The sequence below is a fragment of the Ruminococcus gauvreauii genome (assembly GCF_025151995.1).
GTDB lineage: Bacteria > Bacillota > Clostridia > Lachnospirales > Lachnospiraceae > Ruminococcus_G > Ruminococcus_G gauvreauii.
In genome coordinates this window covers 1,038,050-1,063,728 of the sequence record NZ_CP102290.1, presented here as the reverse complement: position 1 = coordinate 1,063,728, position 25,679 = coordinate 1,038,050, and the positions used below count along the sequence as shown (strand labels likewise).

At 46.6% G+C, this 25,679-nt stretch carries 27 protein-coding genes and 1 other RNA gene; 24 read left to right on the top strand and 4 right to left on the bottom strand.

From position 1 onward, the window contains the following. Window positions 1–160 precede the first annotated feature (160 nt). The 19 genes from NQ502_RS05185 (at window position 161) to NQ502_RS05095 (ending at window position 19,251) form a co-directional block, all read left to right on the top strand. Window positions 161–601, top strand: a complete 441-nt coding sequence (locus tag NQ502_RS05185) for a DUF1492 domain-containing protein (RefSeq protein WP_044983334.1) — start codon at window positions 161–163, stop codon at window positions 599–601. 395 nt (window positions 602–996) lie between these two features. Continuing rightward, complete coding sequence (locus tag NQ502_RS05180; RefSeq protein ID WP_156887910.1) at window positions 997–1,134, top strand: hypothetical protein; 138 nt, start codon at window positions 997–999, stop codon at window positions 1,132–1,134. Then, window positions 1,131–1,466, top strand: a complete 336-nt coding sequence (locus tag NQ502_RS05175) for a hypothetical protein (RefSeq protein WP_028529131.1) — start codon at window positions 1,131–1,133, stop codon at window positions 1,464–1,466. Before NQ502_RS05180 ends, NQ502_RS05175 begins: the two co-directional genes overlap by 4 nt. A gap of 2 nt (window positions 1,467–1,468) precedes the next feature. Continuing rightward, window positions 1,469–2,032 carry a major tail protein gene (locus NQ502_RS05170; protein ID WP_028529132.1) on the top strand — a complete coding sequence of 188 codons (564 nt, stop codon included), beginning with the start codon at window positions 1,469–1,471 and terminating at the stop codon, window positions 2,030–2,032. A 59-nt stretch (window positions 2,033–2,091) separates the two neighbouring features. Continuing rightward, the gene (locus NQ502_RS05165) at window positions 2,092–2,517 is read left to right on the top strand and encodes a hypothetical protein (RefSeq protein WP_028529133.1); all 426 of its coding nucleotides are present in this window, start codon (window positions 2,092–2,094) and stop codon (window positions 2,515–2,517) included. A gap of 221 nt (window positions 2,518–2,738) precedes the next feature. Beyond that, complete coding sequence (locus NQ502_RS05160; RefSeq protein ID WP_028529134.1) at window positions 2,739–2,945, top strand: hypothetical protein; 207 nt, start codon at window positions 2,739–2,741, stop codon at window positions 2,943–2,945. Window positions 2,946–3,813: 868 nt separating this feature from the next. Next, on the top strand, window positions 3,814–7,959 hold the full coding sequence (locus NQ502_RS05155) for a phage tail tape measure protein (protein ID WP_049898212.1): 4,146 nt from the start codon (window positions 3,814–3,816) through the stop codon (window positions 7,957–7,959). Beyond that, window positions 7,956–8,699, top strand: coding sequence for a phage tail family protein (locus tag NQ502_RS05150; protein WP_028529135.1), 744 nt, complete (start codon window positions 7,956–7,958; stop codon window positions 8,697–8,699). Before NQ502_RS05155 ends, NQ502_RS05150 begins: the two co-directional genes overlap by 4 nt. After that, the gene (locus tag NQ502_RS05145) at window positions 8,699–11,443 is read left to right on the top strand and encodes a phage tail protein (protein ID WP_049898214.1); all 2,745 of its coding nucleotides are present in this window, start codon (window positions 8,699–8,701) and stop codon (window positions 11,441–11,443) included. Before NQ502_RS05150 ends, NQ502_RS05145 begins: the two co-directional genes overlap by 1 nt. A 9-nt stretch (window positions 11,444–11,452) precedes the next feature. Continuing rightward, window positions 11,453–11,701, top strand: a complete 249-nt coding sequence (locus tag NQ502_RS05140) for a hypothetical protein (protein ID WP_028529136.1) — start codon at window positions 11,453–11,455, stop codon at window positions 11,699–11,701. Further along, window positions 11,679–11,897 (top strand): hypothetical protein, encoded by a 219-nt coding sequence (locus NQ502_RS05135; protein ID WP_028529137.1) that lies wholly within the window; start codon window positions 11,679–11,681, stop codon window positions 11,895–11,897. The genes NQ502_RS05140 and NQ502_RS05135 overlap by 23 nt, the downstream gene beginning before the upstream one ends. Next, the gene (locus NQ502_RS05130) at window positions 11,887–12,357 is read left to right on the top strand and encodes a hypothetical protein (RefSeq protein WP_028529138.1); all 471 of its coding nucleotides are present in this window, start codon (window positions 11,887–11,889) and stop codon (window positions 12,355–12,357) included. The genes NQ502_RS05135 and NQ502_RS05130 overlap by 11 nt, the downstream gene beginning before the upstream one ends. A gap of 18 nt (window positions 12,358–12,375) precedes the next feature. Further along, complete coding sequence (locus NQ502_RS05125; RefSeq protein ID WP_028529139.1) at window positions 12,376–13,674, top strand: gp53-like domain-containing protein; 1,299 nt, start codon at window positions 12,376–12,378, stop codon at window positions 13,672–13,674. A gap of 20 nt (window positions 13,675–13,694) precedes the next feature. Beyond that, complete coding sequence (locus tag NQ502_RS05120) at window positions 13,695–14,168, top strand: hypothetical protein (RefSeq protein ID WP_028529140.1); 474 nt, start codon at window positions 13,695–13,697, stop codon at window positions 14,166–14,168. A gap of 9 nt (window positions 14,169–14,177) precedes the next feature. Then, complete coding sequence (locus tag NQ502_RS05115; RefSeq protein WP_049898216.1) at window positions 14,178–15,383, top strand: hypothetical protein; 1,206 nt, start codon at window positions 14,178–14,180, stop codon at window positions 15,381–15,383. A 12-nt stretch (window positions 15,384–15,395) separates the two neighbouring features. Next, a complete protein-coding gene (locus NQ502_RS05110; protein WP_044983335.1) occupies window positions 15,396–16,919 on the top strand; it encodes a hypothetical protein in 1,524 nt (507 codons plus the stop codon). A gap of 19 nt (window positions 16,920–16,938) precedes the next feature. Then, window positions 16,939–17,352, top strand: a complete 414-nt coding sequence (locus NQ502_RS05105; RefSeq protein WP_028529141.1) for a hypothetical protein — start codon at window positions 16,939–16,941, stop codon at window positions 17,350–17,352. A gap of 12 nt (window positions 17,353–17,364) precedes the next feature. Next, entirely contained in the window at window positions 17,365–17,643 is a 279-nt protein-coding gene (locus NQ502_RS05100; protein ID WP_028529142.1) for a phage holin family protein, read from the top strand. 120 nt (window positions 17,644–17,763) lie between these two features. Next, window positions 17,764–19,251, top strand: a complete 1,488-nt coding sequence (locus NQ502_RS05095; protein WP_049898218.1) for a CHAP domain-containing protein — start codon at window positions 17,764–17,766, stop codon at window positions 19,249–19,251. 90 nt (window positions 19,252–19,341) lie between these two features. Here NQ502_RS05095 and NQ502_RS05090 read toward each other — a convergent pair whose 3' ends face one another. The 3 genes from NQ502_RS05090 to ffs all read right to left on the bottom strand — a co-directional run bounded on the left by NQ502_RS05090 (window position 19,342) and on the right by ffs (window position 20,560). Then, the gene (locus tag NQ502_RS05090) at window positions 19,342–19,722 is read right to left on the bottom strand and encodes a type II toxin-antitoxin system HicB family antitoxin (protein ID WP_028529143.1); all 381 of its coding nucleotides are present in this window, start codon (window positions 19,720–19,722) and stop codon (window positions 19,342–19,344) included. A gap of 26 nt (window positions 19,723–19,748) precedes the next feature. Then, a complete protein-coding gene (locus tag NQ502_RS05085) occupies window positions 19,749–19,973 on the bottom strand; it encodes a type II toxin-antitoxin system HicA family toxin (protein WP_242830275.1) in 225 nt (74 codons plus the stop codon). A gap of 325 nt (window positions 19,974–20,298) precedes the next feature. Continuing rightward, window positions 20,299–20,560: signal recognition particle sRNA large type (gene ffs / locus NQ502_RS05080), an RNA gene on the bottom strand. A 265-nt stretch (window positions 20,561–20,825) separates the two neighbouring features. Between ffs and NQ502_RS05075 the strand changes: the two genes are divergently transcribed. Genes NQ502_RS05075 through NQ502_RS05055 form a run of 5 tightly spaced genes read left to right on the top strand, consistent with a single transcriptional unit; the run spans window position 20,826 to window position 25,104 of the window. Then, a complete protein-coding gene (locus tag NQ502_RS05075; RefSeq protein ID WP_028529144.1) occupies window positions 20,826–21,899 on the top strand; it encodes a 6-phosphofructokinase in 1,074 nt (357 codons plus the stop codon). A gap of 20 nt (window positions 21,900–21,919) precedes the next feature. Next, entirely contained in the window at window positions 21,920–23,509 is a 1,590-nt protein-coding gene (gene dnaX / locus NQ502_RS05070) for a DNA polymerase III subunit gamma/tau (RefSeq protein WP_028529145.1), read from the top strand. 27 nt (window positions 23,510–23,536) lie between these two features. After that, window positions 23,537–23,887 (top strand): YbaB/EbfC family nucleoid-associated protein, encoded by a 351-nt coding sequence (locus NQ502_RS05065; RefSeq protein ID WP_028529146.1) that lies wholly within the window; start codon window positions 23,537–23,539, stop codon window positions 23,885–23,887. Window positions 23,888–23,889: 2 nt separating this feature from the next. Beyond that, window positions 23,890–24,486: a recombination mediator RecR gene (gene recR, locus NQ502_RS05060; RefSeq protein WP_028529147.1), complete on the top strand. Its 597-nt coding sequence runs from the start codon at window positions 23,890–23,892 to the stop codon at window positions 24,484–24,486. A gap of 15 nt (window positions 24,487–24,501) precedes the next feature. Beyond that, a complete protein-coding gene (locus NQ502_RS05055) occupies window positions 24,502–25,104 on the top strand; it encodes an HDIG domain-containing metalloprotein (protein ID WP_148511941.1) in 603 nt (200 codons plus the stop codon). On the opposite strand, the gene yyaC is transcribed toward NQ502_RS05055, so the two are convergent. Next, window positions 25,038–25,658, bottom strand: coding sequence for a spore protease YyaC (gene yyaC, locus NQ502_RS05050; protein WP_044983336.1), 621 nt, complete (start codon window positions 25,656–25,658; stop codon window positions 25,038–25,040). The genes NQ502_RS05055 and yyaC overlap by 67 nt on opposite strands. Between the last annotated feature and the right edge of the window lie 21 nt (window positions 25,659–25,679).

The window sequence follows — 25,679 nt, the reverse complement described above, 5'->3', positions numbered from 1 at the left end:
TCGGGATGGTATAGCACCATACCAGAACAGCTGATTAGCTGTGTGGGACTAGGAATGATTATTTCAGCGATATGGACTCGGGCAGAGGAGTGGGGAGCGTCAATAATCAGAAGAGCAAATTTACATTGTAAGAAATCATTGAGTACTGGAGGTGATATCTATGGAGTTGATAGAAGAAAATGAATTAAAAAAAGAGTATCTGAATTCCTATCGTGAATCGGTGCGGCACATCAACCGTATTTGTGCGGAGATAGATGAAATACGCATATTAAAGGTCAGCATTTCCGTAAACTATGACGGTATGCCGCACGGGAGCGGGCAAAGGGATTTGTCTGGGTATGCGGCAAAACTGGATGGAATGGAGCGTGAACTCGTAAAAGAACGATACAATCGGATTCGGCAGTATCTGGATATTGCAGCAAGGATCAAGCAGTTGAAAAGTGAAAATGAAAAGGATGTGTTATTTTACCGTTATATAAAGGGATTAGACTGGTGGGATATTGCGGATAAGCTGAATTATTCTGAACGTCAGATACACCGGCTTCATGGGAAGGCACTCAAGAACTTTGAGTTACCCGATCATGTCATAGAATGTCAGTAGATCCTGTGATACTATGATATTATCAAAAAACATAAGAAACCGGTGACTACTCTAAAATCTTTATGGATGTTTGACACTGCCGGCAGCTTTTAATAACTGCCGGCTGAGGTGTCCCTGATATACCGGGTAAGTAAATGATACGATATGCAGTTAATATCAAAACTGACGAATATGAGGCGGCTTAGGCTGTCTCTTTTTAATTGCAGAAAGAGAAACCCTGCATTTTGGTTAAAAAGAGTTGGAAAAGACTGAATTAAATAAAGCCAGACAGTCGCTGGAATGACCAATGGATAAGAATGGTGAGAACATCCTGATCAAAATGAGTGAAATAAAGTATGGAAAATAGGCAGAAGGGAGGTGATGAGGATGGAGTAAGAAGGTATAGGAGTTTCAAAGTGAATGAACTGATGCGGATTCTGGAAAAATGGGCTTACTTTGAGTACAGGACTGCAAAGGAACGCGTAAGAACAGTATTGACCAGGATGGTTAATAACGAAAAACACGAGGTTTTTGACAGGGAGGTGGATGAATGACGATTAACCAAAAAATAATTGAGGCACTGTCTGATTTTGGGTTGCCTGTAAAACAGGATGTGTATACCGGAACAGAAAAAGAGTATTTTACTTTCAGCTATGCGGACACCCGGGCATCTTCTTTTGGAGATGATAAGCCGCTTGCTATAACAGCGCATATGCAGATTCATTTGTTTCTGCCATTAGGGGCTGAATATCAGGAGATCCGGAATCAGGTAAGGGAAAAGTTGTTTACAGCGGGATTTACGTATCCTGTAATTACAGAACTTGTGGAAAGTGATACAAAACATGTAATCTTCGAGTGTGAAATCGAAGAAGAAAGAGAGGACTAACTATGGCTTATATTGGACTTAGAAAACCGATCATTGGAAAATTGAATACAGAAAAAGGAACTTACAGCACACCGTTTACATTTGGAAAGGCAATTGCAATCCAGGTAACTCCGAGTTATGCGGAAGGTTCTCTGTATGCGGATGATGTACAGGCCGAATATGACAAAATCTTCAGTTATGCAGATGTGGTCTTAAACACCAGTACCATTCCGATCCAGGCACACGCGGATATGTTTGGACATACAACAGCAGACAGTCCCAACAAATCTGTAACATTTAATGCAGATGATGAAAATGGTTATGTTGGCGTTGCCTGGATTACGGTGGAAAAAGTAGATGGCGTACGGTCGTTTACTGCGAATTTCCTTTGTAAGGTGAAATTCTCAGAGCCGGCAGAAGACTATGCAACGAAAGGTGAATCTATCGAATATAAGACGCCGTCGATTAATGGCCGGGCTTTGGCGCTGGATGATGGAAAATGGAAGGAGATCGCTGTATTTGATACAGAGGAAGCTGCCAGGGCATGGATTGACGGGAAGTTTACGCCGAGCTCCCCTGATGCTTAAGTAAAACAGTATTTGCATGATCCGGGGCAAAAAGCCCCGGATGGGAGGAAGGAGAACGTATGTTTGATGAAATGCAATATTTAGAATTATCCGGTGAGAAATATCCTTACAAATGTGATATTCTGGTGTTGGAGAAGATCCAGGAAGAGTTCGGGGATTTAAGTGATTTTGACAACGGCTTGCTGGGGTTCGAGGCAAAGTACGATGAGAATGGGAATGTGGTGACGAATGAAGAAGGGTTTGCTGTTGGAGTCACAAAAATTCCGAACATAAAATGCGTCAACAGTGCTTTGTATTGGTTTATTCAGGAAGGACTGGCGATTGAGGGAAAACCAGGTGTCATGCGGGACGAATTGCTCCGGAAGGTAGACCTGTCTCCAAAGGAGATGGGGAGCTTGCTGCATGAAGAGCTTATGAGGTGCTTTGCGAGAAAAAACGAAGCGTCCACGCAGAAGGAAACGAACGAGACGACGGGGAACCGATAAATTTTGCGTGGATTGTAGTGATTGGTATGAAGATCGGCTACGCGGAAAGAGAAGTTGCTCATATGTACTTCGGAAAATGGTGTGATCTGTTTGAAGAATATAAGAAACTACACAATTTTGAAGTCAGCAGAACCCTGTTCAAAGCAGCCGAAAAAGAGAGGTCTCTGATGGACTTATGACCCTTTTTATGGTATGATAAAATCATAAAAAAGGGGGAGCGTATGGAAAAAGTTAAACGGGTTTTTAGAACGGTGAAAAATATTTTTGCTTACTTCTTAAATACATGTCCGTATAAGACAATGTTTTTTTTGGCTATCATTGGTTGTCTCCCTTTTAATTGGGAAATGTCGCTTATTATGCTTGCCATATGTGTGGTAGGTAGCATATTCCTTAGGGGAGTTCGCCTGCTTCTTCGGGGCGCGGAATAATTTGGAAATTGTATTGACAAAGGCCCGGCAAAAATCTCGATGGACGATTTGCTGACGTATCTGATTGTGCATGATAAAAAATAAGCTTTTAGATGGCGCTTGCTTAGGCAGGCGCTTTTTCTATGCGGTGTGTCCAGCAAAGCTGGACCACACTTGTCGGTGTAAGTCCGGTCACGGTAGTTGCCAGTGAGCGTGTAGCTAAACTCGGTGCGTTGTATTAATACAGGGTGCTAAGCGAGTGGATAAAGTAACCCGATGAGGGAGCGAGCAATCATGCAGACCGTAACATAAAGTGAATTCTGTCGTATCGTATAAAAAGGTCTTGAAAGAGAACAAAGGGAAGTTGAGCCTTGCGCATTTGGGCGAAAATCATGGAACGTGTGAAGATACTGGAAAGCAACACGGAGGAATCCCTCGATATATAGAAAGCGGTGTGTATGAAAAGTGTGGTTCGGAACTGGAGAGGCCCTGCCCATCACCGAAAGGTAAAGAGAAAACGTATAAGCTTGGCGAAGTCGTATTTCTGATGAGATGGAGTCGGAGGGGAACATAGTACCGATAATGACTGTGAAAGAAAACGCAGTCTTTGGAAAGGTTCCCTGTTTCATTCATGTTTGTAGAGAGGGTAAGAGTGATAGAATGTAATGAATACTAACAACTCCAAAGCAAACTATATCTGACAGGAAAGAAATGTGATAGCAGAAGATTTCATGCACTTTACGATAAAGTATATCGGGATGATGTGCTATTCGAAGTATGGAAACGAGTAAATATTTTTATACGTGTGGAAAAAAGAAAAAAGAGATAGTGTATAGGAAACCGCCTCGAATATGGGGCGGTTTTCTTATGCATTTTTTAGAGGTGAGTTATGGATGCAAAAAAGATAAGCGCAATGATTGTGCTGGATGGAGAAAAAGAATTTTGTTCATCAGTTAGTTCTTGTAATAAAAGCCTTTCTGCCATGCGCTCCGAAATGAAACTGGTAGAGGCAGAAACAGCAGGTTCAGCTAACACGCTGGAGGCTTTAAATAAAAAGCACGAGGTACTGACAAAAACTCTTGATGTGCACAGACAAAAAGAAGAAGAAATCAGTAAAGGATTAGAGCATGCGAGGGAAGATTATGACCGCGTTGGTAATGAGCTGGAGGAATATAGACAAAAGCTTACTCAGGCAAAAGAAGCTTTGCAGCAGATGGAGAAGTCTGGAGAAGCATCCGACGAAGCGATGAAAAGCCAGAGAGAGACGGTAGGAAGTCTTTCTCGGACCATAGATGATGGTGAAAAAAAATATCAAAAAGCCGAGAATCGAGTACGCGATTGGGAAAAACAGCTTAATAATGCAAAAGTGCAGACAATCAACATGGTGCGGGCACTGAATGAAAATTCCGCGCATATGAAAGAAGCGGAAGATGCTACGGATGGATGTGCAAAATCTATTGATGCATTTGGAAAAACGGTAGATAAGGCAGCTGACGAGACAAAGAGGCTTACTTTAGAGACTCAGAAAATGTATGCGCGTGAAAAAATATTTGAAGTTTTCGATGTCGGGTCTAAAGCGATTCAAACGTTAGCAAATACTTCTTATGATGCAGCGAAAAAGCTGGATGAAGGCTATGACACGATCATAACAAAGACGGGAGCGACCGGCGATGCGTTATCCGGTTTGACAGATTCTGCTGACAATGTTTTTGGGGAGCTTCCGGTGGAAATGTCAGATGTCGGAATAGCGATTGGAGAGGTCAATACCCGTTTTGGAGAAACCGGAGAAGCGCTTGAAAAAACTTCCAGGCAGTTTCTTGAGTTTGCTGAAATTAATGGTACGGATCTGAATGAGTCAATCGATGCCACAGACCGAATTTTGACCCAGTTCAATGTCTCTTCCGAACATTCCGGAGAATTATTGGGTATTCTTACAAAACGCGGGCAGGAAACCGGGAAAAGTGTATCCGAGTTGATGAGTGAGCTGGATGGAAATGCAGCTACCTTCAAAGATCTGGATTTAAACTTATCCGAGTCAGTAAATTTGCTTGCGTTGCTGGAAAGCAACGGCGTAGATTCCAGTACGGCGATCCGGGGCTTAAAAACAGCGGTCAGCAATTACGCAAAAGAGGGATTAAGCGCACGAGAGGCATTAGAGCGTACCATAGACAGCATCAAAAACGCCTCCACTGAGACTGAAGCCCTTGCGATTGCGCAGGAGGTGTTTGGCACAAAAGGCGCGCAGGTCATGGCGGACGGAATTCGGGATGGCAGGATAAGCCTGGATGACCTGAATGAATCAATGTCCCAATATGGTGATACCGTGGAAACTACCTTCCAGGAAACCTTAGATCCGTGGGATAAGGCAAAGGTCGCTGCAAATAACCTGAAAGTTGCCGGAAGCGAACTGGCAGGTGAATTTTTGGAGACCGCCATGCCGGCAATCGATAAAGTGACCGATACGGTAAAGGATGCAACTCAATGGTTTAAAGGTCTGTCTGATCCAGCCAAAAAGACAATATCGATTGTTGGAGCACTTGGGGCTGGCGCCGGGATAGCTGTTCCTAAACTTTTGAAATTAGCTCAATCAGTCCAAGCTATGAAAGTGGGATTTGAGGCGGCAAAAGCTTTAAAAGCCATGAATACCGTACAGGCGGCTACGGAAACAGTTACTGCAGCTTCTACTGTAGCACAAACCGCAAATGCAACGGCAACGGCAGCTCAGACAGTGGCTACCACAACGCAGGCAACAGCAACTGTGGCTGCCACTACGGCACAGCAAGGGCTGAACCTGGCGATGCTTGCAAACCCTGCGACGCTGATTGTTGGTGGTATTGTGGCGCTGACTGCTGCGGTCGCTATTTTTGCATCAGGCCAAGAGGAAGCAAAATCCAAAACTGACGAACTGGCGGAATCCGCGGAAGCAATGAACGGAAAACTGCATGACGCAGCGGAAAACTTGATCGAAGCGACAGCAGGGATTGAAACTGCAATGGAAGGGAACACGGCAAGTGAGCAGACCGCAAACCGGTTAGCAGATGAATTGGACCGCCTGGCAGGCAAGACCAATCTTACAACGGAAGAACAGAGCCGTATGAAGACGGTGGTCATGGAGCTGAACACCATGTTCCCGGAAATGGGATTGGAGATTGACTCCGTGACCGGAAAGCTCAACATGGGATCCGGAGAGATCAAGGATTACATAGAAAATGCTGCGGAAATGGCACAAATTGAGGTCGTACAGGAGAAGGTCAAAGAAGCCACGGAAAAGCTTGTCGACGCAGAGATTAAGCTGACGGAAGGGCAGGGAAAACTCAAGGAAACCTCAATGGCACTTCAGGAGATCCAGGAGAAACGGGCAGAAGCAGAACAGGCAGAAACAGACAGAAAAAAAGAACTGAAAAAGGCACAGGAAGATTACAGAGAAGCACTGGAAACTGGCAACGGAGATCTGGATGAGCTATACCAGAAAACTCAAGAACATACGGAAGCCCAGATGGAATATCAGGGCGTCTTGATGACAGTATCTGAGGCCTATGAACGGATGGCTGAGGATGAAGAGAAGCTTATTGAGACAAAAGAAGGGCGGCAGGCGGCTTTGGCTGAGCTGTACGAAGCCCAGGGTGAAGCCAACGAGCAGATTACACAAGCCACCGAATACCTAAATGCCAATACGGAAGCCACAAGTGCCAATACAGAAGCGGCCGTACAGAAGCAGGAAGCATCTGCGGCGAGTATAGAAGTGCTCGGCCAGGAACTGGAGGCATACAGCCAACTGTCGGAGAGACAGCAGCAGATGGCGGTTGATGTTACCAATGGTGTCCTGACCATGCAGGAAAACGTACAGGGCGCGCTGGAATCTCAGATGAACATGTTTGAGGAATTCAATGCCGGGACAGAGATCACCAAAGAAAAATTGTTGGAAAACATGCAGAGTCAGGTAGACGGAGTAACTGCATGGGAAGAGAACCTGACAACTCTCATGGAGGACACCAAAACTGCAACAAATGGTGCGGTTGTTTCCATTGATGAAGGGCTCATGCAATATTTGGCATCAATGGGACCAGAGGGTTCTACGTATGTCCAGGAGTTTGTCAATATGTCAGGGGATGAACTGGCAAAAGCAAATGAATTATGGAATCAAAGTCTTGATTGTAAGGAAATGGCCAATATTGCCGGACAAGACCTGCTCACTTCTTTCGGCATTGCGGTTGCGGGCGGCGCAGAAGATATGCAGAGCTTATTGGGCGAGACCGGTGCTAATTCAGTCCTGGGATTAGTGGAAGGAATGCAAAACGCCCAGGCCCAGGCAATAGAGCAGGGACAGGATCTTGGTGTGAAAACCGTGGATGCAGTTAACGCTGGTGCTGGTGTTGCCTCGCCTTCCTGGAAAACGAGAATCACCGGCATGTATCTGGGTGATGGTCTTAGGGAAGGACTAAATAATTCGCAGAACAACGTACAGAGTGCGGGGGTCGGTCTTGCGGGTGCAGCTATTTCCGGCGTAGAGAGCAACGCAACGGAATCAAGCCTGTATAGTACGGGATATTATATGGCTGTTGGACTTGCAGATGGAATCTATGCCGGGGAGTCACGGGTGATCAGGGCTGCAACGGATATTGCGGTCAGTGCAATCAATGCGGCGAATTCCACGCTGGAAATCAACTCGCCTTCGAGGGTGTTCCGACGGATCGGTAGCTCTGTGGCAGAAGGATACGTAAAAGGATTGGAAGATCAAAATGGAATCGTGCAGGATGCAATGAGTGAATTGCTGGATGTTTCGGATATTCATGCGGAGCTTCCGGTCAACGAAATCCAGTACGCCATTGACTCCGGTATGTCCTGGAATGCAGCTGAGCAGCCAGCTTATACAGTGCCGGAAATTGCGGAGATGCTGCAGGTGATGCAGAAATATCTGCCGTACCTTGCCTCTGGAAGCAATATATACCTGGATAAGAAAAAAGTGGTGGGGGAAATGCTTCCGGAAATTAACCGGCAGCTGCCTGTTATGGCCGCAAGGGAGGCGAGAAGATGAATGCAATTACAAATGCTGTAACGGTCACACTGGTAAAAACAGGAGAAAGTTACCACAGCCTAAAGGATTGGGGGCTGATTATCTGTAACAATGATTACCTGCAGGAACCGGAACTGGAATCTTATTATGTGCAGGTGCCGGGACGTCCCGGAAAGCTGGATTACACAGAAGCGTTGACTGGCCGTCCGGTGTACAGCACACGATCCATCCGGATTATATTTGGCGGAGTACGCGAGCGCAGGGAGTGGGATATTGTAATCTCCGAGTACCGGAACCTGCTGCATGGAAATCTCGTGAAGCTCGTGTTTGATAATGATCCGGGTTATTTTTGGCAGGGCAGGGCCACTATTGAGGAATTTGACAGAACACAGCGAATGGGAACGTTTGCTTTGGTGATCCGTGACGCAGATCCTTATAAATACAGCGTTCTGGATGCTGGCTCAGACTGGCTCTGGGATACGTTCAGTTTTCTGGATGGAGTCATTGATGACGGAGAGAATCTGACCTTTGCAGAACAGTTTTCTTTTACCATCTCTGAAATCGGGATGCCGTTTGTACCGGTGATTGAGGTGAAGCAGATTTCCTCTGATGTCCTTACCATGACGGCAAACGGGAAAACCTATACGCTCCGGACAGGAGAAAACCGCTTCCCTGACCTGATTGTTGATAAAAATGATGTGGTCCTGCAATTTAAAGGAAACGCGATTTTATCTGTTAAATATAGAAGGAGGATGTTGTAATGTATATGGTTTATCTGGATGGTGAATACCTGTATTATCCGGGAGATGAATATTATCACATTGTAGATCCCAATCTCCATCTCCTGACGGGATACGCCGGAGAATTCAAGTGCGTGGTGCCGCAGGATAATCCGGCGTATGAAAAGATCCGAAACCGCCGTTCCATGATCAGTGTCTTCCGGGACGATAAAGAAATCTTCTACGGAGAGGTTCGTTCATCGGAACGGAATCTATACAAAGAAAAGGAAATCTCTGTGGAAGGCGCGCTCAGCTTTCTGGCCGATACGATCCAGCCGCAGGCCGAGTACCGCAATTTAAGTCCGCGCCAGATATTGGGAAAGTGGCTGGATATTCATAATTCCCAGGTGGAGGCGCGAAAAAGAATCTGCCTTGGAATCGTATCTGTTCATGACAGCAATGATTCTTTTTATCTGCTTACAAACAGGGAGAATACCCTTTCGGCGATCCGCGAAAAACTGGTGGGGAAGCTGGGAGGGTATTTGCGTCTCCGGCATGAAAATGAACAGTTGTATCTGGATTGGATCACACTGGAGGAATACGGAAAATACTGCAGTCAGCCCATCAAATTCGGACTCAACCTGCTGGATTACACGGAAAGCATCACTACAGATGACCTGATTACCTGCCTGATTCCGCTCGGTGCCAAGTTGGATGCCGAAGTAAAAACGGATGCCGGCGATTTCGAGAAACTTCCGCGCTATGTCGACATCCGATCAGTCAATGACGGATTGGATTACATTTATAACGAAAAGGCGGTTGAAGCTTTTGGATGGATCCGGGGAACGGTCCGGTGGGATGACGTGAATGTTCCCATAAATCTTCTGAAAAAGGGACGGGAATATTTGGAGAGCGCCCAGTTTGAAAGCATGGTTCTGGAGCTTACGGCCGCCGATTTATCCGTGCTTGCTACCAATTATGATCAGTTTGAGCCGGGAGACCGGATCCTGTGCGAGGCAGAACCATACGGTATGAATCGTGTGTTTCCGCTAATGGAGCTTACCATACCGCTGCAGGAGCCGGACGGCTTTAAGATAAGCCTTGGTGAAAAACGGAAGCTCACATACACTGAAAGCGTAGCGAACACAGTCCGCACAGCGCAGGAAGCGGCAGAGGATCAGGTCAGAGTCCAGACGGAGTGGCTGAAATCCTCGATTAACGAATTGACTGCCCGCATGACGGGAAGCAAAGGCGGCTATAAGCTGTCGGAGTTTGACGAAAAAGGGTTGTGGCTGCGTGATTTATATATGGATGCGCCGGACAAGAATCTGGCAAGCCGAATTTTGCAGATCAACAAAGAGGGAATCGGCGGAAGCAGAAACGGCTACAGCGGCCCTTATACAACCGGCATGCTGTTGGATGGAACCATCCTCGGTGAACGGATCAAAGCCGGATCCATCAAGACGGAAACCCTGTCCACGGATTGTAAAACCTATTTTGAGAAACAAATCTCAGACGCAGAGAACGAAAGTAAACAATACGCGATGAAACAGGTGACATCGGCGATCGAGGCGGCGGAGGGGCGGATCAGCCTGTCTGTCAAAAGCGTGGAACAGCAGCTTACGCAGAAAAAAGGAATCTGGTATGGAACCTATGCGCCAACGATTTCTAATGAGCCGGCAAGCGGCTGGAACACAAAAGAGCTCCGGCAGTTACACAAAGGAGATCTGTATTACGACACCTCAACCGGTTATGCGTATCGGTACAACTATGGCGTACCAGGTCTTGCGGTCACATTTGACGCGCAGTCAGAAACAGAAAGCGTCGGCTACGACTGGATACAGATTTTTTACGAACGTGACGGAACAATGTATGCCATGCCAAAGCTTGGAGGTGCGATCGGGGCAAAAACGGTCCGCATACCGTCCCATGTATTTTGGCTATATTGGAGAACAGACACTTCAAAGGATAGTTACTGGGGATTCCGGGTAACAAAGGTAGAGGCTGCGACAGCAGACTGGAAAAATCAGGATACGCCTGCTACGCTGCCGACGGATGCAGCCATTGTCTCGATCAGCGGATCCAGCTATCCGGAATCGTCGCATGGCGGTTATGGCAACAATGTAAGAAAACTCTGGAAGTATACGGGAAATGCTGCTTCTGGACCAGATAGAGCATCGTGGGATCGGGTGCAGGATAAGGATATCGCTGCAGCAGACGCGGCGGCAAAAGCTGCGCAAAAGGATGCGCAAACGGCGCTTGCAGAAATTTCTGTCATGGACGGCAAGATTGCGTTAACGGTTACCAAAGGGCAGGTGGAGTCACTGATTACCCAGAAGGCGGACAGCATTCGCCTGAAGGCAAACAAGATCGCTTGGAAAAGCACGTATTCTTCTATGACGGAGGCAGGAAAACTAACCTGTCAAAGTGCAAATATCCGCGGAAAGTTTGTATGTTCCGGGAACGGGTACTGGCTGCGATTGGAGAATGCTATACTGGACGGCGGTCCCACAGATGTAACAGGCGGAAAGATTGATTTTGCGTCTGTTGTTTACAATCAAGATACCGGGAAAAATATGAGATCCCTAAACTTATACGGAAAAGAAGCGATTTCTTTTTTTACAAGTCAAATGGCTATCTTTCAAAGTTATACGGCACACAATGGAGATTCACCACCCAAAAAGGAAACTATTAATTTTGCTATATCGAGAAACAACAGAGATATAGAATTTGTGCCGATTACTTTTATACATGGTTGGATGACGACACATGTTGTCTATAGTTAGGAGGAGATTATGGAAAAACCATTGGGTTACATTTTGGATGCAATAGAAAATGAGTTGGAAGCGAAAGTCTTTGAATGTATACGAAACAAAGGTGTGCCCCCATCTTTAATGGAGTATATTCTGACTAAAGTACAATGTACAGTTAAAGACCTTAAAATGGCAGAATACACGGAAATAATTATGCGGGAAGATGCTGAGACAGGAGAAAGTGTAAAAATGGAAGAGGGTGAAAGCAGTGAGTGTGATACCGATTTATAAAGCAGGGAAAAACGGGCTGTTTACTTATATACAGCCCTACCACATTAAAAAGTATCTGGAGGATGGCTATACGATCATTCGAGAAATCGGAGCTCAGGAAGAGGTTGTGGCAGAGCCGTCAAGAGGGATCCTGGTGGACGATATTGATTTTGAGCCATATTTTTATCATACAGGGGGGAGAAGCTTTGACATTTGAAGAATTCATGGAAGAACTGAACCGAAACGCCTACGTTGTTCGGTTGCGGGCGGAGCCTCTGGAATGGGATAGCCGCTTGTCCAGCCTGGACAGATCAGGACGTCTGATCGGAAAGAATGTTGTCTTGGAAGGAGAATTTTGCACCGGGCAGCCGGGAAATGCTGCTTGGGCTAAGATGCAGGGAAGCAGGTTAGAGGGTGGCCTGACTGAGAACTGGGATACACAGATCCTACTGGGTATGCAGTATGGAGATGAGCGTCACAGCGTCATCAAAGCGCGTCAGAAACTGCGGCTGCAGGCCCCGGAGATCAGCATGGAAGTAAACGGCAGCCCTTGTGCATCCGGAAGGTTGGAATTCATACAGCCGCTGGAAGTGACCAACAACGGAACGATGAAAAATTGGGGAACGGCTTCCCTGGTATTTAAGAATGGCCTGCTGGTCAGTGCCAGCTGGCTTTAGGGAAGGAGTGTTATTATAATGGCAGATGTAAAAAGTTATACAGAGCAGATCGCCCAGGCTGCCTATGGACGTGAGGTGCGGTCTGCGATTGTTGATGCGATTAATGCCGTGTCCGATGAGAACAACACTTATAACCAGATAAAAATGGACATTCAAAGCCTTCATAATCAGGCAGAAGCTTCGTATACCGGCAATCAGGTGATCCAGGGAGAAATCAGCACTGCTGCAGAGGAGATTCGAACAATTTCCTCCGGTCTGACCGATAAACTTGAAAAGGGAAAGACGCTGAATACGGATCTTTCCGAGCGGATCAACAGTGGCACAACGCTGAACAACAATCTTGTATATAATGTGGACGAGGCAAAGAGCGTCAATCAGTCTTTAGGGGGCAATGTGTCTGCGGCACAGAATCTCAACCAAAAATTTGACGAAATGGTAAAAAGTGCAGAGGTTGTCGAGCAAAGTCTGACTGCCGATGTGGAGAGCGGTACACAGCTGCTGCCGGACCTTAGAGAAGCGGTAACAAATGCTGCAAATGCTAAAAATGAATTGGATGGTGTGATCGCTGGAACTGCAGATCAATTCAACGGTAAGGTGGATAAGCAAGAGGGAAAGGGTCTGTCTTCCAATGATTATACGGATGACGATAAACGAAAGCTTGCGGGTGTGTCTGAAGGTGCTAATTATTATATGCATCCTGCGCATGAACCACATGCTGCAGGACTGTATAAGCTTGCAGTGGATGAATCGGGGCATGTGTCAGCTGCTCATGGGGCGACACTGGAAGATTTTACGGCAATCGGTCTGCCGGAACGTGATACAACTTATGAAGCTGCATCGGCTGCCGCAGATGGTCTGATGTCAGCAGCAGATAAGGAGAAGCTTGATACTGTGGAGCAGGGCGCCAACCATACGGTTGTAGATACGTCCATGGATGCGAGCAGCGGGAACCCGGTACAGAATGGAGTCATTACAGCAAAAATAAAAAATCTGGAGGCAAGTATTACCAGCCTGTCAAACAGTGTAGAACAAAATAAGAATGGATTAATTGAAATGCCTGGAGGCCTGATGATACAGTGGGGGTCTAAAAATGTTCCCTCCGTTGCGGCGAAAGGGATCACAAAATCTTCTGTTGCTTATCCGAAAAGCTTTTCCAGTACACCTATAGTATTTTGCAATGCTCTGGCAAACTACCATATTTCTGCAATACCGGAAAGCAACGGTAATTTAAAAGGCTTTAATGCAAACCTGCGGGCGGTGGATGGAATTGCCCGTACAAACCGGTGGTTTAACTGGATTGCGATTGGTTTTAAATAATCACAGAAGGGACGGATGATATGAGTGAAAAAGTACGCTATTCTGAGCAGCAGGACGCCGTCTCCATCATCAGGACCGATGAAAAAATGCTCAATGTTATCTTATGCCTCAATGAAACGGTCGTCTCCATTGAGGATGAGACGGAGGAATCCGGTTTCCGTATGGAATATGAGTATGATTTTAATTTTTTCATCACCAATACCTTAACTGAAGAAGAGATACAGGCGCATCCGGAAGACTATCTGGAGTACAGCCAAAACTTTTATCAGGGTGAGAATTTAGAAGACAGCTTCGCTGCAAAGGACTTGGGGAATGTTGCGCAAGGGAGCATCACTCCAGAGCTGATTGCCCCGGGAGCCATAAAGACAGAACATATTGGAGAAGGGGTCATTACAGCAGAACAATTAAAAGATGGGACGGTGACGGAGGATAAGATTGCCCTGGGGGCGATATCGGCTAACCGCCTGAACATGACAACACATATCTTAACATAGGAGGTCAAAATGGATCATAAAGAATTAAGGGAATTAGTGAAAGAAATTTTGCAGGAGGAACTGTGCGGCGTGCTCAATGACGTGCGATACCGGATAGAATCCCTGTACCATGCAGGTGCAAGACTTAACGCCAGGGATATCGCCATGCCGCAGCACCAGCTGGATGGGTACGTAGTGGAAGATAATAAACCGACCGCCGGATCTATCGCCTGGACGGATTGCAACATTGTGTATAAAGGGCAGAGCTATGCCATTGCCAACGGCAATACTGCCAGCAAATATGTATTCTGGCAGTTTTCAGCAGCGGACAAGACAAAATTCCAGACCTCTGATGAAAAGCCCGCCCTTACAGATGATGACGTATTGGTCTTCATCAACGACGGCGGGATCCATTATACGGAGATCGGTGCCGGCAAGATGACGCACGGGGCTGCCCTGCTCGGCGGTACGGTATCCAGCGGCGAAATCGCCAGCGGTGCCATTAAAAAGATCAATCTCGCAGGTGGCGCTGTTGACAGTACAATTCTGGCGGACGGTGCGGTTACCAGCGGTAAGATCGGGACCGGAGCTGTCATTGCAGGGAAAATCGCCACAAATGCGGTAGCCGGTACGAATATTGCGGATGGTGCAGTAGCCGGGACAAAGATAGCCGTCGGTGCGGTTAACGGGGATAAGCTGGCAGCCAACGCTGTAACAGCAGCTAAGATCGCAGATGGGGCGGTAGCGTCCGGAAAAATCGCGGATGGTGCTGTTGCAGCCGGAAAGATAGCGGCCGGTGCAGTTGGTGAGGATAAGCTGGCTGCGGATGCCGTGACTGCAGCCAAAATCAAAGATGGGTCTGTCGCATCCGGGAAAATTGCAACCGGTGCAGTGAGTGAGGCTAAATTGGCTGTCAACGCAGTAACTGCAGCTAAAATCAAGGATGGCTCTGTAGATTCTGGAAAGATTGCAGCCAGTGCGGTTGATGCAACAAAGCTTGCTGACAATGCCGTCACCAGCGCAAAGATTGATTCAGGTGCAGTTACCAGCGGGAAGATCGGAACCGGGGAGGTAAAAACCCCCAACCTCGCAGCCAGTGCCGTGAACAGTGATAAGATCGCCGCAGGTGCGATTACCGGCGCTAAAATCCAAAATGGGGCGATCGGATCCGCACAGATCGGCGCGGGGCAGGTCGGAACCGACAAACTGAACACAGCGCTGCACATGATTTTTTAAGGAGGCGTCTGTATGGCCTATACGATAACCAATAACAGCCCGTCCGCCGGATGCATCCAGTGGAGCGGGCTGTGTATGCAATATAACGGGAATACCTATGAGATTACGGATGGATATACGAATGCAATTTACGCCTATTGGACGATTGCGCATCCGCGTAATCTGGTTGTGACAAATACTTACCCGGAGCTGGGAATTGACGACTGTCTGGTGTTTTATAATAAAAACGGGATTGCGACCGTAGTTCCTGGTGCGACAACATTAGACGGCGCCCTGATCGTCCCGGGTACAGTGGTGGCGAGTGCGATTGCAGCCAATGCTATTACAGGAGATAAGATTGCGGCGGGCAGCATCAGTTCTAATCAGATTGCAGCAAATGCGATCGGAGCGTCGGCGATAGCCGCAGGAGCGATCAGTACAGATAAATTGGAAGCGGGAGCCGTCAGCACAGAAAAACTGGCGGCGGGAGCCGTTACGGCAAATACTGTTGCAGCAAATGCGATCGGTGCAGCGGCAATTGCGGCAAATGCGATCAGTACAGACAAGCTTGCAGCGGGAGCCGTGACAGCAGATAAGCTTACGGCAAATGATATTGTAGGTACGAATGGCCGCATTAACTTGAAAAAAGGGACGTTTGACTATGGAAATGGAAAGCTGAAATGGGACGGGCAATCGCTTTCGGTAGAAGGAATCATTCGGGCATTATCTGGCTTAATTGGCGATTGGGCAATTGATCAAAATGGACTGAAATACGAGAAAACAATGCAAGGTGCCGTTGGTCAAATACCTTTTAACGGAACATCTGGAAAAACAGACTGTCTTCTATCTTTCAAGCCTGGTACATTCCAATTAGATGAAAACAGTGGCTATGCCCAGGCAAAAGGTTCAACAATACTGGAATCTGTAATGACTTCATATTATCCAGATGGACAAAAATATACCCTTTATGACGGTTTTCGTATTTCCAATATGGGAGATTTTGCTTTTGGCACACTTGATGATAGTAAATGTTATACAGGCGTAGAATATAGTCGTAATACGGGTGAAGGTCATCAAGGAACTTTTAGTGTTGATTGTGGTTCCATATTTTTAAGAGGATACCTTTATTTGTCTCAAATAACTCCATTTGATGACGGTTATCAAACAACATACCCTATTGTGATGACAGCAGATGGTGCAATTAAAAAAACACAGCCAGATACTTGGCATAAAGCGACGCTTAGCTCCCGTTTTGAGCTATATGGTGAAACCACAGTAAAATATAAAAAAGTCGGAGACAGAGTATCTATTTCGGGTGTAGTTAAACCAAAATCCGTAATTACAGGTGGCACAACGTCTGTGCCGATCTTTAATTTGCCCTCAGGATACAGGCCGAATTTTCAAAGATATTTTGTATGTCAGGGTACGGGTGTAAATAAATGGCTTATGACTGTTTTCACAACTGGTGATGTTAGTATATCGAGATATGGTACAACAAGTGCGATGGACATTCCAACTACTGCTTGGCTGCCATTTGATGTCAGTTTCGAAATTTAGAAAGCGAGGTTGTCAAGATGTGGAGATAATACGGTACTTATTAAAATTTTGCACAGACAACCCGTGGATCACAATTCTCGGCACCGTCACACTGATACAGATCGCGCCGATCCGGATTGACCCGTGGAGCACGCTGCTGGGCTGGATCCGGGCGGCTCTGATCGGTGAGCTGGAATCTGATGTTAAAGAATTGAAAAAAGATTTTGATGCGGAAAAGGTAAGCAGCAAACGCTGGAACATCCTTGACTTCGCGAACAGCTGCCGCAATGGCAGGCTCCATACCCGTGAAGAGTGGCAGCACGTGATCAGCCAGCTGAAGGAGTATGAAGTGATTACAGATCAACGGGGAATTGAAAATGGTGTGATCGAGGAAGAAGCAAAGTATCTGCGGAAGCTATATGCAGAGAGAAATGATAAAAATGATTTTTTATAGGAAGGCAACTGTATGGATTTAGGATTTTTAACTGATTATTACATACCGATCGTGGTCTTGGCCTGCCTGATTGTGGGGTACGTCATCAAGAAGTCACTGGACTTCATCCCGAACAAATATATACCGCTGATTCTGGCGGTTTCAGGGGCTGTTTTAGGGTGCGTAGCAAATACTTCGGTTGGGCTGGAAATCGTGGTGTATGGGGCATTTTCAGGGCTTGCAAGCACCGGATTACACCAGGCGTTTACGCGAGTGATTGAGGGTAAGAAACAGGATTCAGAGGGCGAATAATCGTCCTCTTTTTCATTGCAGAGGTGCGGCCATGACAGATCAGCAGAATCCAGAATGTTGTGACTGCTATCTCTGCATAGTGGCTTATTTTGAGAGAGTCAGAAAGGAACTGAGAAAATTATGAAATTGACCGATTACCAGATGGACGTTATGTGCAGCATTCTGGCTGCAGTGGAGACCGGCGGGCAGGTATACGGGCAGGGACGTTGGGATGACTTTACCGAGGCGGGAAAGAACAGTGCAAATGAGAAAGCGATCACGATTGGATGCTATCAGTTTTACGGCACAAATGCCCAGAAACTCCTGAACCGGATCCGGTCTTCTTACCCGGCGAAATTTAAGGAACTGGATACTGCCGGCATCGCTTCCGACCTGGACCATAAAAACTGGGCGGCGTACAAGCTGTCAAAAACTTCAGCCAAGGCAAAATGTATTCAGCGCATCATAGGCTCACAGGTGGGGATCGCAGCCCAGAAATCCCTCATGGCAGAACAGATCACCACGTATATCAACCGGGCTGCCACGGAGGGGGTCACAGAGGTCCAGGCTGCCATGTTCTGCGCCAATATCCAGCACCTGGGCGGGAAAGACCCGGTGCAGCGGATCATCAAGAAGACGGGAAAGCCCCTGACCATTGAACGGATCTATGCGGTCCTGAAGCTGGATCAGCAGGATACCAGCAACAACAACCAGGTGGGAGATCCGATCTACTGGTCCCGGCATGTGAAGGTTTATGGCTGGATCAAACAGTACATCAAGGAGGACGGGATGACAACACAAAATGCGATTGACAAGCTGATCAGCGTGGCGTCTGCAGAAGTCGGATACCTGGAAAAGAAGAGCAACAGCCAGCTGGACAGCAAAACAGCCAATGCGGGCAGCAACAATTACACCAAATATGCAAGGGATTACCGGACATTTGCGGGCGTCAACTACCAGGGACAGGCCTGGTGTGATATGTTTGTGGACTGGTGCTTTGTACAGGCATTTGGGAAGGAGACCGCAAGGGAACTGCTTGGCGGGGGATTCTCTGCCTATACACCGACCAGCGCCCAGTATTATAAGAATAAGAAGCAGTGGCATGCCACGCCGCAGGCAGGGGACCAGGTCTTTTTTCATAATGCCAGCAGGATCTGCCATACCGGTATCGTGTACCGGGTATCCATCAATACGGTGTATACGATCGAGGGCAATACGTCGGGGGCATCCGGGGTGATCGCCAACGGCGGCGGGGTATGTAAAAAGTCGTATGCACTTGGCAACTCACGGATCAGCGGTTATGGCCGGCCGGATTGGAGCCTGGTGACTGGGAGTGAGGTAGATGTACCGACAACACCGAAAGGAGATGCAATATATATGTTCAGTATGAAAACAGTGAAAAGAGGAGAGACCGGCACCCATGTACTGCTGGTGCAGGAAATTTTAAGGGCCCGTGGTTATAAGGGGAAAGACGGCAAGGCCCTGGAGCTCGACAGGAGCTGCGGGGACAACACGGTCTATGCCATTACTGCTTATCAGAGAGACCGGGAGAAGCAGTCTCCGGGCATCTGCGGCGGTGTGGATGGTGTTGCAGGGGAGAAGACCCTGCGGGATCTGATCGCGCTTTAAGCCTGTAATAAGCAATCAAAGTTTCTGACGCTATATCTTGTAAAACCCCCGGCTGCGCTATGCCGGGGGATTACTTATAAGAAGGTTGTGTTATTTCGCTTGAAGTTTTGCGAGGAGCGCGTCTTGTAATGTTTTGGAAAAGTTGATGCCCATTGCGACAGCACGCTCATTCATCCATTCAGGAATGGAGAGCGTCTTTTTTACTGCCTTTGCACCGATGTTAGGCACGATGTCGCAGGAAACAAAGCTTGTAAATCCATCACTCGCCTTGATGGAGTGAATATCAGAAGGCTTTGGAAGTTCGGAGCCATCTTCTAATAACGTCAAAAGATAAGCAGACAATGCTTCCTGTGCAGAAGCCATCGTATTGTTAACAGTATCTCCGAATGTCTGACACCCTTCCAGATCTGGAAACTCAACCCAATACGAGCTGTCTTCTTCATGGAATATCGCAGGATAAATAAATAACATAAGAATTCTCCTTTCTACAGGAGGGGCTATTTGAGCCCTGTCCGCTTTAATATTGTGTTCAGTAAGCCTTTTGGAACGTCTTTGCCGTGGATTGGAACGACTTCTGTCTTTCCATCTTTTTGTAAGAAATGATGACTTCCATTAATCCGTCTTATTTCCCATCCATAAACGCAGTAAATACGGGGCTTACGGGGGAAATGGCGTAAATACGCACTTCCTTGAAATATGCCTGATACGGGTTCGAATCCCACCGTCTCCGCTCCATAGATCCCAGTGTTTACTGGGGTTTAAAAATGGGAAAGCGGCTCTTCGGCAGCAGTTTGCCTGCCGGGGGTATTTTTTTTGTTTAGTAACTCATTGCTTATAAAACTAAGATAACCTATGATAAAACGGTAGCGATAAACTCAAACATATGCAATCTATCATGCGCTATGGATTACCCCCGGCTTACGGCCGGGGGTAATCGCATGTCAGGTAATTATAAACAAAAAAAGCCGGTCTTATCGATCGACTTCCGTGTCTGTCTTGAACAAATCATACGGAACAAATGAAATGAATTTAAGTATAATTTTTTATCCGTGCGCCGCCCCTCGAACATTGCTCACAGACGTTACCTCTACAGTTAACTCAATCCAGGCACCCTCACGGCACACAGAAGCGTCTACTTAGTGCTGCTTCATTCCTGACCTGACACGATTCATAGATTTCTGTTGCGTAAGACCCAGACGTCATCGCCACTTATAAAGGGCAGCTCTGCAAAACAATGCCCTCAGTTTGGCATCACCCCTGCTGTAGCGGATTGCAGGTACAGGGCACCGCTGACTCCCCGGCTGCACGGATCTTAAGTATATCCTGTTTTGTGAGGAAAGTCAAGCAGAGGTGGACAGTCTTTCAAAAATAATATATAATAATTATGTAACTATTCAGAACGGCGCATCTTCTTGTCCGAAAAAGCCGGTCAAGAAGCAACGGATGTCCATCCGATGTGGAAATTGGTATAGAAAGCTACTTACAAGCAGGCTTGACGTTGCTTTCTATACCAATTTCCCCGCCGTCCTGAACTGTTACATAATTTTATCATAAAAAGACGGGATGTGAATTTAGTGAAACGTATTGGATTATTGACGAGCGGAGGAGACTGCCAGGCACTGAATGCCACGATGCGCGGCGTTGTAAAGGGATTGGCGGCCAATATTGATGAGCTGGAAGTTTATGGTTTTATGAATGGATATAAAGGTCTGATTTACGGAGATTATCGGATGCTGACCGCAGCTGATTTTTCCGGTATACTGACGAAAGGAGGAACCATCATCGGTACATCACGCCAGCCGTTCAAGCTGATGAGGGTGCCTGATGCAAATGGTCTGGACAAGGTGGAGGCAATGAAGCAGACATATTATAAACTGCGCCTTGACTGTCTGGTAATTCTGGGAGGAAACGGTACACAGAAAACGGCGAATCTGCTGAGTGAAGAAGGCCTGAATGTGCTGCATCTGCCGAAAACGATCGACAATGATATCTGGGGTACAGATATGACGTTTGGTTTCTACAGTGCGGTTAATATTGCAACAGACGCAATCGACTGTATACATACCACGGCTGCGTCTCATAACCGGGTATTTATAGTGGAAATAATGGGTCATAAAGTTGGCTGGCTCCCACTATATGCAGGGATTGCAGGAGGCGCTGATATTATTCTGATTCCGGAAATTCCATATGATACGGAAAAAGTAGTGGAAGCGATAGAAGCCAGAGCGAAAGCCGGAAAGGGATTTACGATCCTGGCGGTTGCAGAAGGCGCAATCTCAAAAGAAGATGCACAGCTTTCCAAGAAAGAGCTGAAGCGTAAGATTGAGTCCAGAACACATCCATCAGTTTCATATGAGCTTGCCGAGAAGATTCAAAAGGCTACGGGACTGGAGATTCGTATCACTGTGCCGGGTCATACACAGAGAGGCGGCAGCCCATGTCCTTATGACAGAGTGCTCTCGACCAGAATTGGCGCTGCGGCTGCGAAATTAATCATGGATGGGGAATATGGGTACATGGTTGGTGTAGTAAATGGAAAAACTAAAAAAGTGCCGCTTGCTGAGAGTGCAGGCAAGCTGAAAACGGTACCTGTAGATGCGCAGGAGATTCGGGAAGCAAAGCGGATCGGCATCAGTTTTGGAGACTAATTCAGAAAGAGGCGTTATAAATGAGCTATACCGCTTTATACCGAAAGTTTCGTCCTGATTCGTTTGAGGATGTGAAAGGTCAGGACCATATAGTTACAACTTTGAAAAACCAGATAAAAGCAAACCGTATCGGCCATGCATATTTGTTCTGCGGAACAAGGGGAACCGGAAAAACAACGGTGGCGAAAATACTGGCTAAAACGGTGAACTGTGAGCATCCGGCTGATGGAAGCCCCTGCAATGAATGTGATATGTGCAGGGCAATTCAGGCGGGGACTTCTATGAATGTCATAGAGATAGATGCAGCATCTAATAATGGTGTCGATAACATCCGTGAAATCAGAGAAGAAGTTGCATACAGACCAACGCAGGGAAATTATAAGGTGTACATTATTGATGAAGTTCATATGCTATCAACAGGAGCATTTAATGCGTTGCTGAAAACGCTGGAAGAACCTCCCTCATATGTTATCTTTATACTGGCTACCACAGAGGCACATAAGATTCCCATTACGATTCTGTCACGGTGTCAGAGGTATGATTTTCGCAGAATTACGATTGAAACCATAGCAGACCGTATGACAGAACTGATGAAACAGGAAGGTGTGGAGGCGGAAGAAAAAGCAGTCCGTTATATAGCCAAGGCAGCCGACGGGTCGCTGAGAGATGCTCTAAGCCTTCTCGATCAGTGTATCGCCTTCTATCTGGGACAAAAGCTGACATATGACAATGTACTGGAGGTATTGGGGACAGTAGACACGGAGATGTTCAGCCGTATGCTCCGCCAGATCATAGACAGGGATGTGACTGATGTGATTCATTCGCTGGAGGAACTGGTACTGCAGGGAAAAGAAATGGGGCAGTTCGTATCAGATTTTACATGGTATCTGAGAAACCTTATGCTGGTAAAATCGTCTTCTGATTCCGATGAAATGCTGGATATGTCAGGAGAAAATATCCAATTACTGAAAGAAGAAGCACAAATGATCGAGACTGAAACACTGATCAGATATATCCGTGTCCTGTCAGAACTTTCAAGTCAGATACGCTACGCTTCGCAGAAAAGAGTACTCGTTGAAGTGGCATTGATTAAAATGTGCAGACCGTCTATGGAGACAAATCTGGATTCGGTTCTGGACAGAATTCGTGCATTAGAGGCGCAGATTGAACACGGTATTGTCGTGAAAGAATCTGCGGTGCGGGAAATGTCCGGCGAACACATCGAAGAAAAGAAGCCGCCGGTCAATTTGCCGAAACCTGAGAAAGCGGCACCGCAGGACCTGCAGCGTGTTAAAAATGAGTGGAGAACAATCGTTGGCCAGACAGACGGCATGTTCCGCAGTTTTTTGCAGACTGCTGTTCCAAAATACAACGGCCAGACTGGAGAAGCTAAACTGTATGTGGAGTTTTCGAATAATCTGGCACAGAATTATGTGGGAAATGCAGAGGCGACACAGCGGCTTGCAGACATCATTGAACATCAAATAGGAAAGAGTGTCGAACTTGAACTGATTCTTGCAGACAGAGAAACGACCAAGGGGTTGGCAGAAATATCAATTGATGATATATTAAAAGACAAGATTCAGATGGATATTGATATCGAAACATAATGTATTTAGAAACAGGAGGAAAGAAAAATGGCAAAACGCGGAGGTTTTCCGGGTGGAATGGGCATGCCTGGCAATATGAATAATCTGATGAAACAGGCGCAGAAAATGCAGAAACAGATGGAAGAAAATCAGAAGGCGCTTGAAGAAAAGGAATTTACTGCAACTGCAGGCGGCGGTGCTGTTGAAATTACAGTGTCCGGAAAAAAAGAAGTGACAAAAGTGAAACTTGCAGAAGAAGCAGTCGATCCGGATGATGTGGAAATGCTGGAAGATCTGATCATGGCTGCTACGAACGAAGCACTGCGTAAGATGGAAGAAGAGTCTGCGGCAGTTATGTCGAAGCTGACAGGCGGACTCGGCGGGGGACTGCCTTTCTGATCATGGAATATTACAGCGGACATATTAATAATCTGATCGAGCAGCTATCACGGCTTCCGGGAATCGGAGCTAAATCAGCAGGACGTCTGGCATTTCATATCATGAATATGCCAAAGGAAGAAGTAGAGCAGCTGACTTCCTCGATTATAAGCGCCAAAGAACACGTGCAGTACTGCAGAGAATGCTATACGCTGACAGATGAGGAGCTGTGCCCGATCTGTAAAAATGCAAAGCGAAACCACAGAGAAATTATGGTGGTGGAAAATACCAGAGATCTTGCAGCGTATGAGAAGACGGGGAAATATGAAGGAGTATATCATGTGCTGCATGGTGCCATCTCTCCAATGCTGGGTATCGGTCCGAATGATATTAAATTAAAGGAACTGATGCAGCGGCTTCAGGAGGACATAGATGAAGTGATCATTGCGACAAATTCCAGTCTGGAAGGGGAGACAACGGCGATGTATATCAGCAAGCTGGTTAAGCCGACAGGAATTAAGGTCAGCAGGATCGCGAGCGGGGTTCCGGTCGGAGGCGATCTGGAATATATTGATGAAGTAACGTTGCTGCGTGCGCTTGAGGGCCGCGTAGAGCTTTAACAGGAAAGGGTTATTATGAAACAGTCAAAAGCCATAATGAACAGAGAATTCTTTGAATGCATCAGGGATATTATTTATCATCCCGTAGTACTGCAGATGAAACAATTCTCTCAGCACTGTGATACGGACTGCTATCAGCATTGTCTGATGGTTGCATATTACAATTTCAGTATCTGTAAATCTTTAGGGCTGGACGCACGGTCTGCGGCCAGGGGAGGCATGCTTCATGATCTGTTTTTATACGACTGGAGAAAACACCGTGAGAAGACAGGAGATCACTTTCATGCGATGACACATCCCTGGACAGCTTACCGAAATGCAAAAAAATATTTTTCAATAAATACGGTTGAGAAAGAAATCATTACAAAACATATGTGGCCGGTTACATTCATTCCGCCCAGACATCCGGAGACTTATGTAATCTGTTTGACAGATAAGTATTGTGGTACTCTGGAAATAGCAGAATACTATTCCGGAAGGTGGAGCAGCTCCCGCATTGGCAGACCGTTGGCCAAAATGATGCAGAAGCTGTCGGAAAACCGGCCCAGACCTCAGGAAATAGTGCCTGAACTGCTTGTCATGGAAGCAGCAGGCGAGAGAAAACGCAGATTTTCATAGGATGCGTCTATCGCCGTCAAAATTCCATTGGCGATGGAATCTGCCATATTGATAACGGTGGACAGCCGGGTTGTCTGAAGAAGAAAGTGTTCAAAAGTTCCGGAAACATTGATGATTCCGGTGATGAAAATATCTCCGACATGCGGCAGGTCTTTGTTGACACCTGAACCCGGGCGGATCGACCCGGTTCCAAGCGTAATAAAGCCGATATGTTTTTTGGAACCTAAAGAGGCATCAATTGCAATGACGAGTGCAAGAGGATGTCTCTTTTTTATTTGCTGAATCATTTCCTCAAGGTTTAAGGCATGTACAGGATTCTCTAAAGTACCGTATACAAAGATGTGAGGCCAGCAATACTGAGAAAGCTGATGTCCGATCAACGGTCCCAGGCTGTCTCCTGTGATTCGGTCACTTCCGATACACAGAAATACAAGTTCCCTCCAGTCTCTTTCGACCTGTGAGACGGCGTCTTTTAATAAATAGGCAAGCTCACTGCTTGCGGAACTTCTTTTGCTGTTGATATAGAAAACGGGAGAAAGTCTTTGGGTAAGCATGGCAGTTTTGTCCTTTCCTGG

Bases quoted from the DNA above. Each gene is read 5' to 3' on its own strand.
- NQ502_RS05185 (WP_044983334.1), top strand. From the start codon at position 161: ATGGAGTTGATAGAAGAAAATGAATTAAAAAAAGAGTATCTGAATTCC.
- NQ502_RS05175 (WP_028529131.1), top strand. From the start codon at position 1,131: ATGACGATTAACCAAAAAATAATTGAGGCACTGTCTGATTTTGGGTTG.
- NQ502_RS05170 (WP_028529132.1), top strand. From the start codon at position 1,469: ATGGCTTATATTGGACTTAGAAAACCGATCATTGGAAAATTGAATACA.
- NQ502_RS05165 (WP_028529133.1), top strand. From the start codon at position 2,092: ATGTTTGATGAAATGCAATATTTAGAATTATCCGGTGAGAAATATCCT.
- NQ502_RS05160 (WP_028529134.1), top strand. From the start codon at position 2,739: ATGGAAAAAGTTAAACGGGTTTTTAGAACGGTGAAAAATATTTTTGCT.
- NQ502_RS05155 (WP_049898212.1), top strand. From the start codon at position 3,814: ATGGATGCAAAAAAGATAAGCGCAATGATTGTGCTGGATGGAGAAAAA.
- NQ502_RS05150 (WP_028529135.1), top strand. From the start codon at position 7,956: ATGAATGCAATTACAAATGCTGTAACGGTCACACTGGTAAAAACAGGA.
- NQ502_RS05145 (WP_049898214.1), top strand. From the start codon at position 8,699: ATGTATATGGTTTATCTGGATGGTGAATACCTGTATTATCCGGGAGAT.
- NQ502_RS05140 (WP_028529136.1), top strand. From the start codon at position 11,453: ATGGAAAAACCATTGGGTTACATTTTGGATGCAATAGAAAATGAGTTG.
- NQ502_RS05125 (WP_028529139.1), top strand. From the start codon at position 12,376: ATGGCAGATGTAAAAAGTTATACAGAGCAGATCGCCCAGGCTGCCTAT.
- NQ502_RS05120 (WP_028529140.1), top strand. From the start codon at position 13,695: ATGAGTGAAAAAGTACGCTATTCTGAGCAGCAGGACGCCGTCTCCATC.
- NQ502_RS05115 (WP_049898216.1), top strand. From the start codon at position 14,178: ATGGATCATAAAGAATTAAGGGAATTAGTGAAAGAAATTTTGCAGGAG.
- NQ502_RS05110 (WP_044983335.1), top strand. From the start codon at position 15,396: ATGGCCTATACGATAACCAATAACAGCCCGTCCGCCGGATGCATCCAG.
- NQ502_RS05100 (WP_028529142.1), top strand. From the start codon at position 17,365: ATGGATTTAGGATTTTTAACTGATTATTACATACCGATCGTGGTCTTG.
- NQ502_RS05095 (WP_049898218.1), top strand. From the start codon at position 17,764: ATGAAATTGACCGATTACCAGATGGACGTTATGTGCAGCATTCTGGCT.
- NQ502_RS05090 (WP_028529143.1), bottom strand. From the start codon at position 19,722: ATGTTATTTATTTATCCTGCGATATTCCATGAAGAAGACAGCTCGTAT.
- dnaX (WP_028529145.1), top strand. From the start codon at position 21,920: ATGAGCTATACCGCTTTATACCGAAAGTTTCGTCCTGATTCGTTTGAG.
- NQ502_RS05065 (WP_028529146.1), top strand. From the start codon at position 23,537: ATGGCAAAACGCGGAGGTTTTCCGGGTGGAATGGGCATGCCTGGCAAT.
- recR (WP_028529147.1), top strand. From the start codon at position 23,890: ATGGAATATTACAGCGGACATATTAATAATCTGATCGAGCAGCTATCA.
- NQ502_RS05055 (WP_148511941.1), top strand. From the start codon at position 24,502: ATGAAACAGTCAAAAGCCATAATGAACAGAGAATTCTTTGAATGCATC.
- yyaC (WP_044983336.1), bottom strand. From the start codon at position 25,658: ATGCTTACCCAAAGACTTTCTCCCGTTTTCTATATCAACAGCAAAAGA.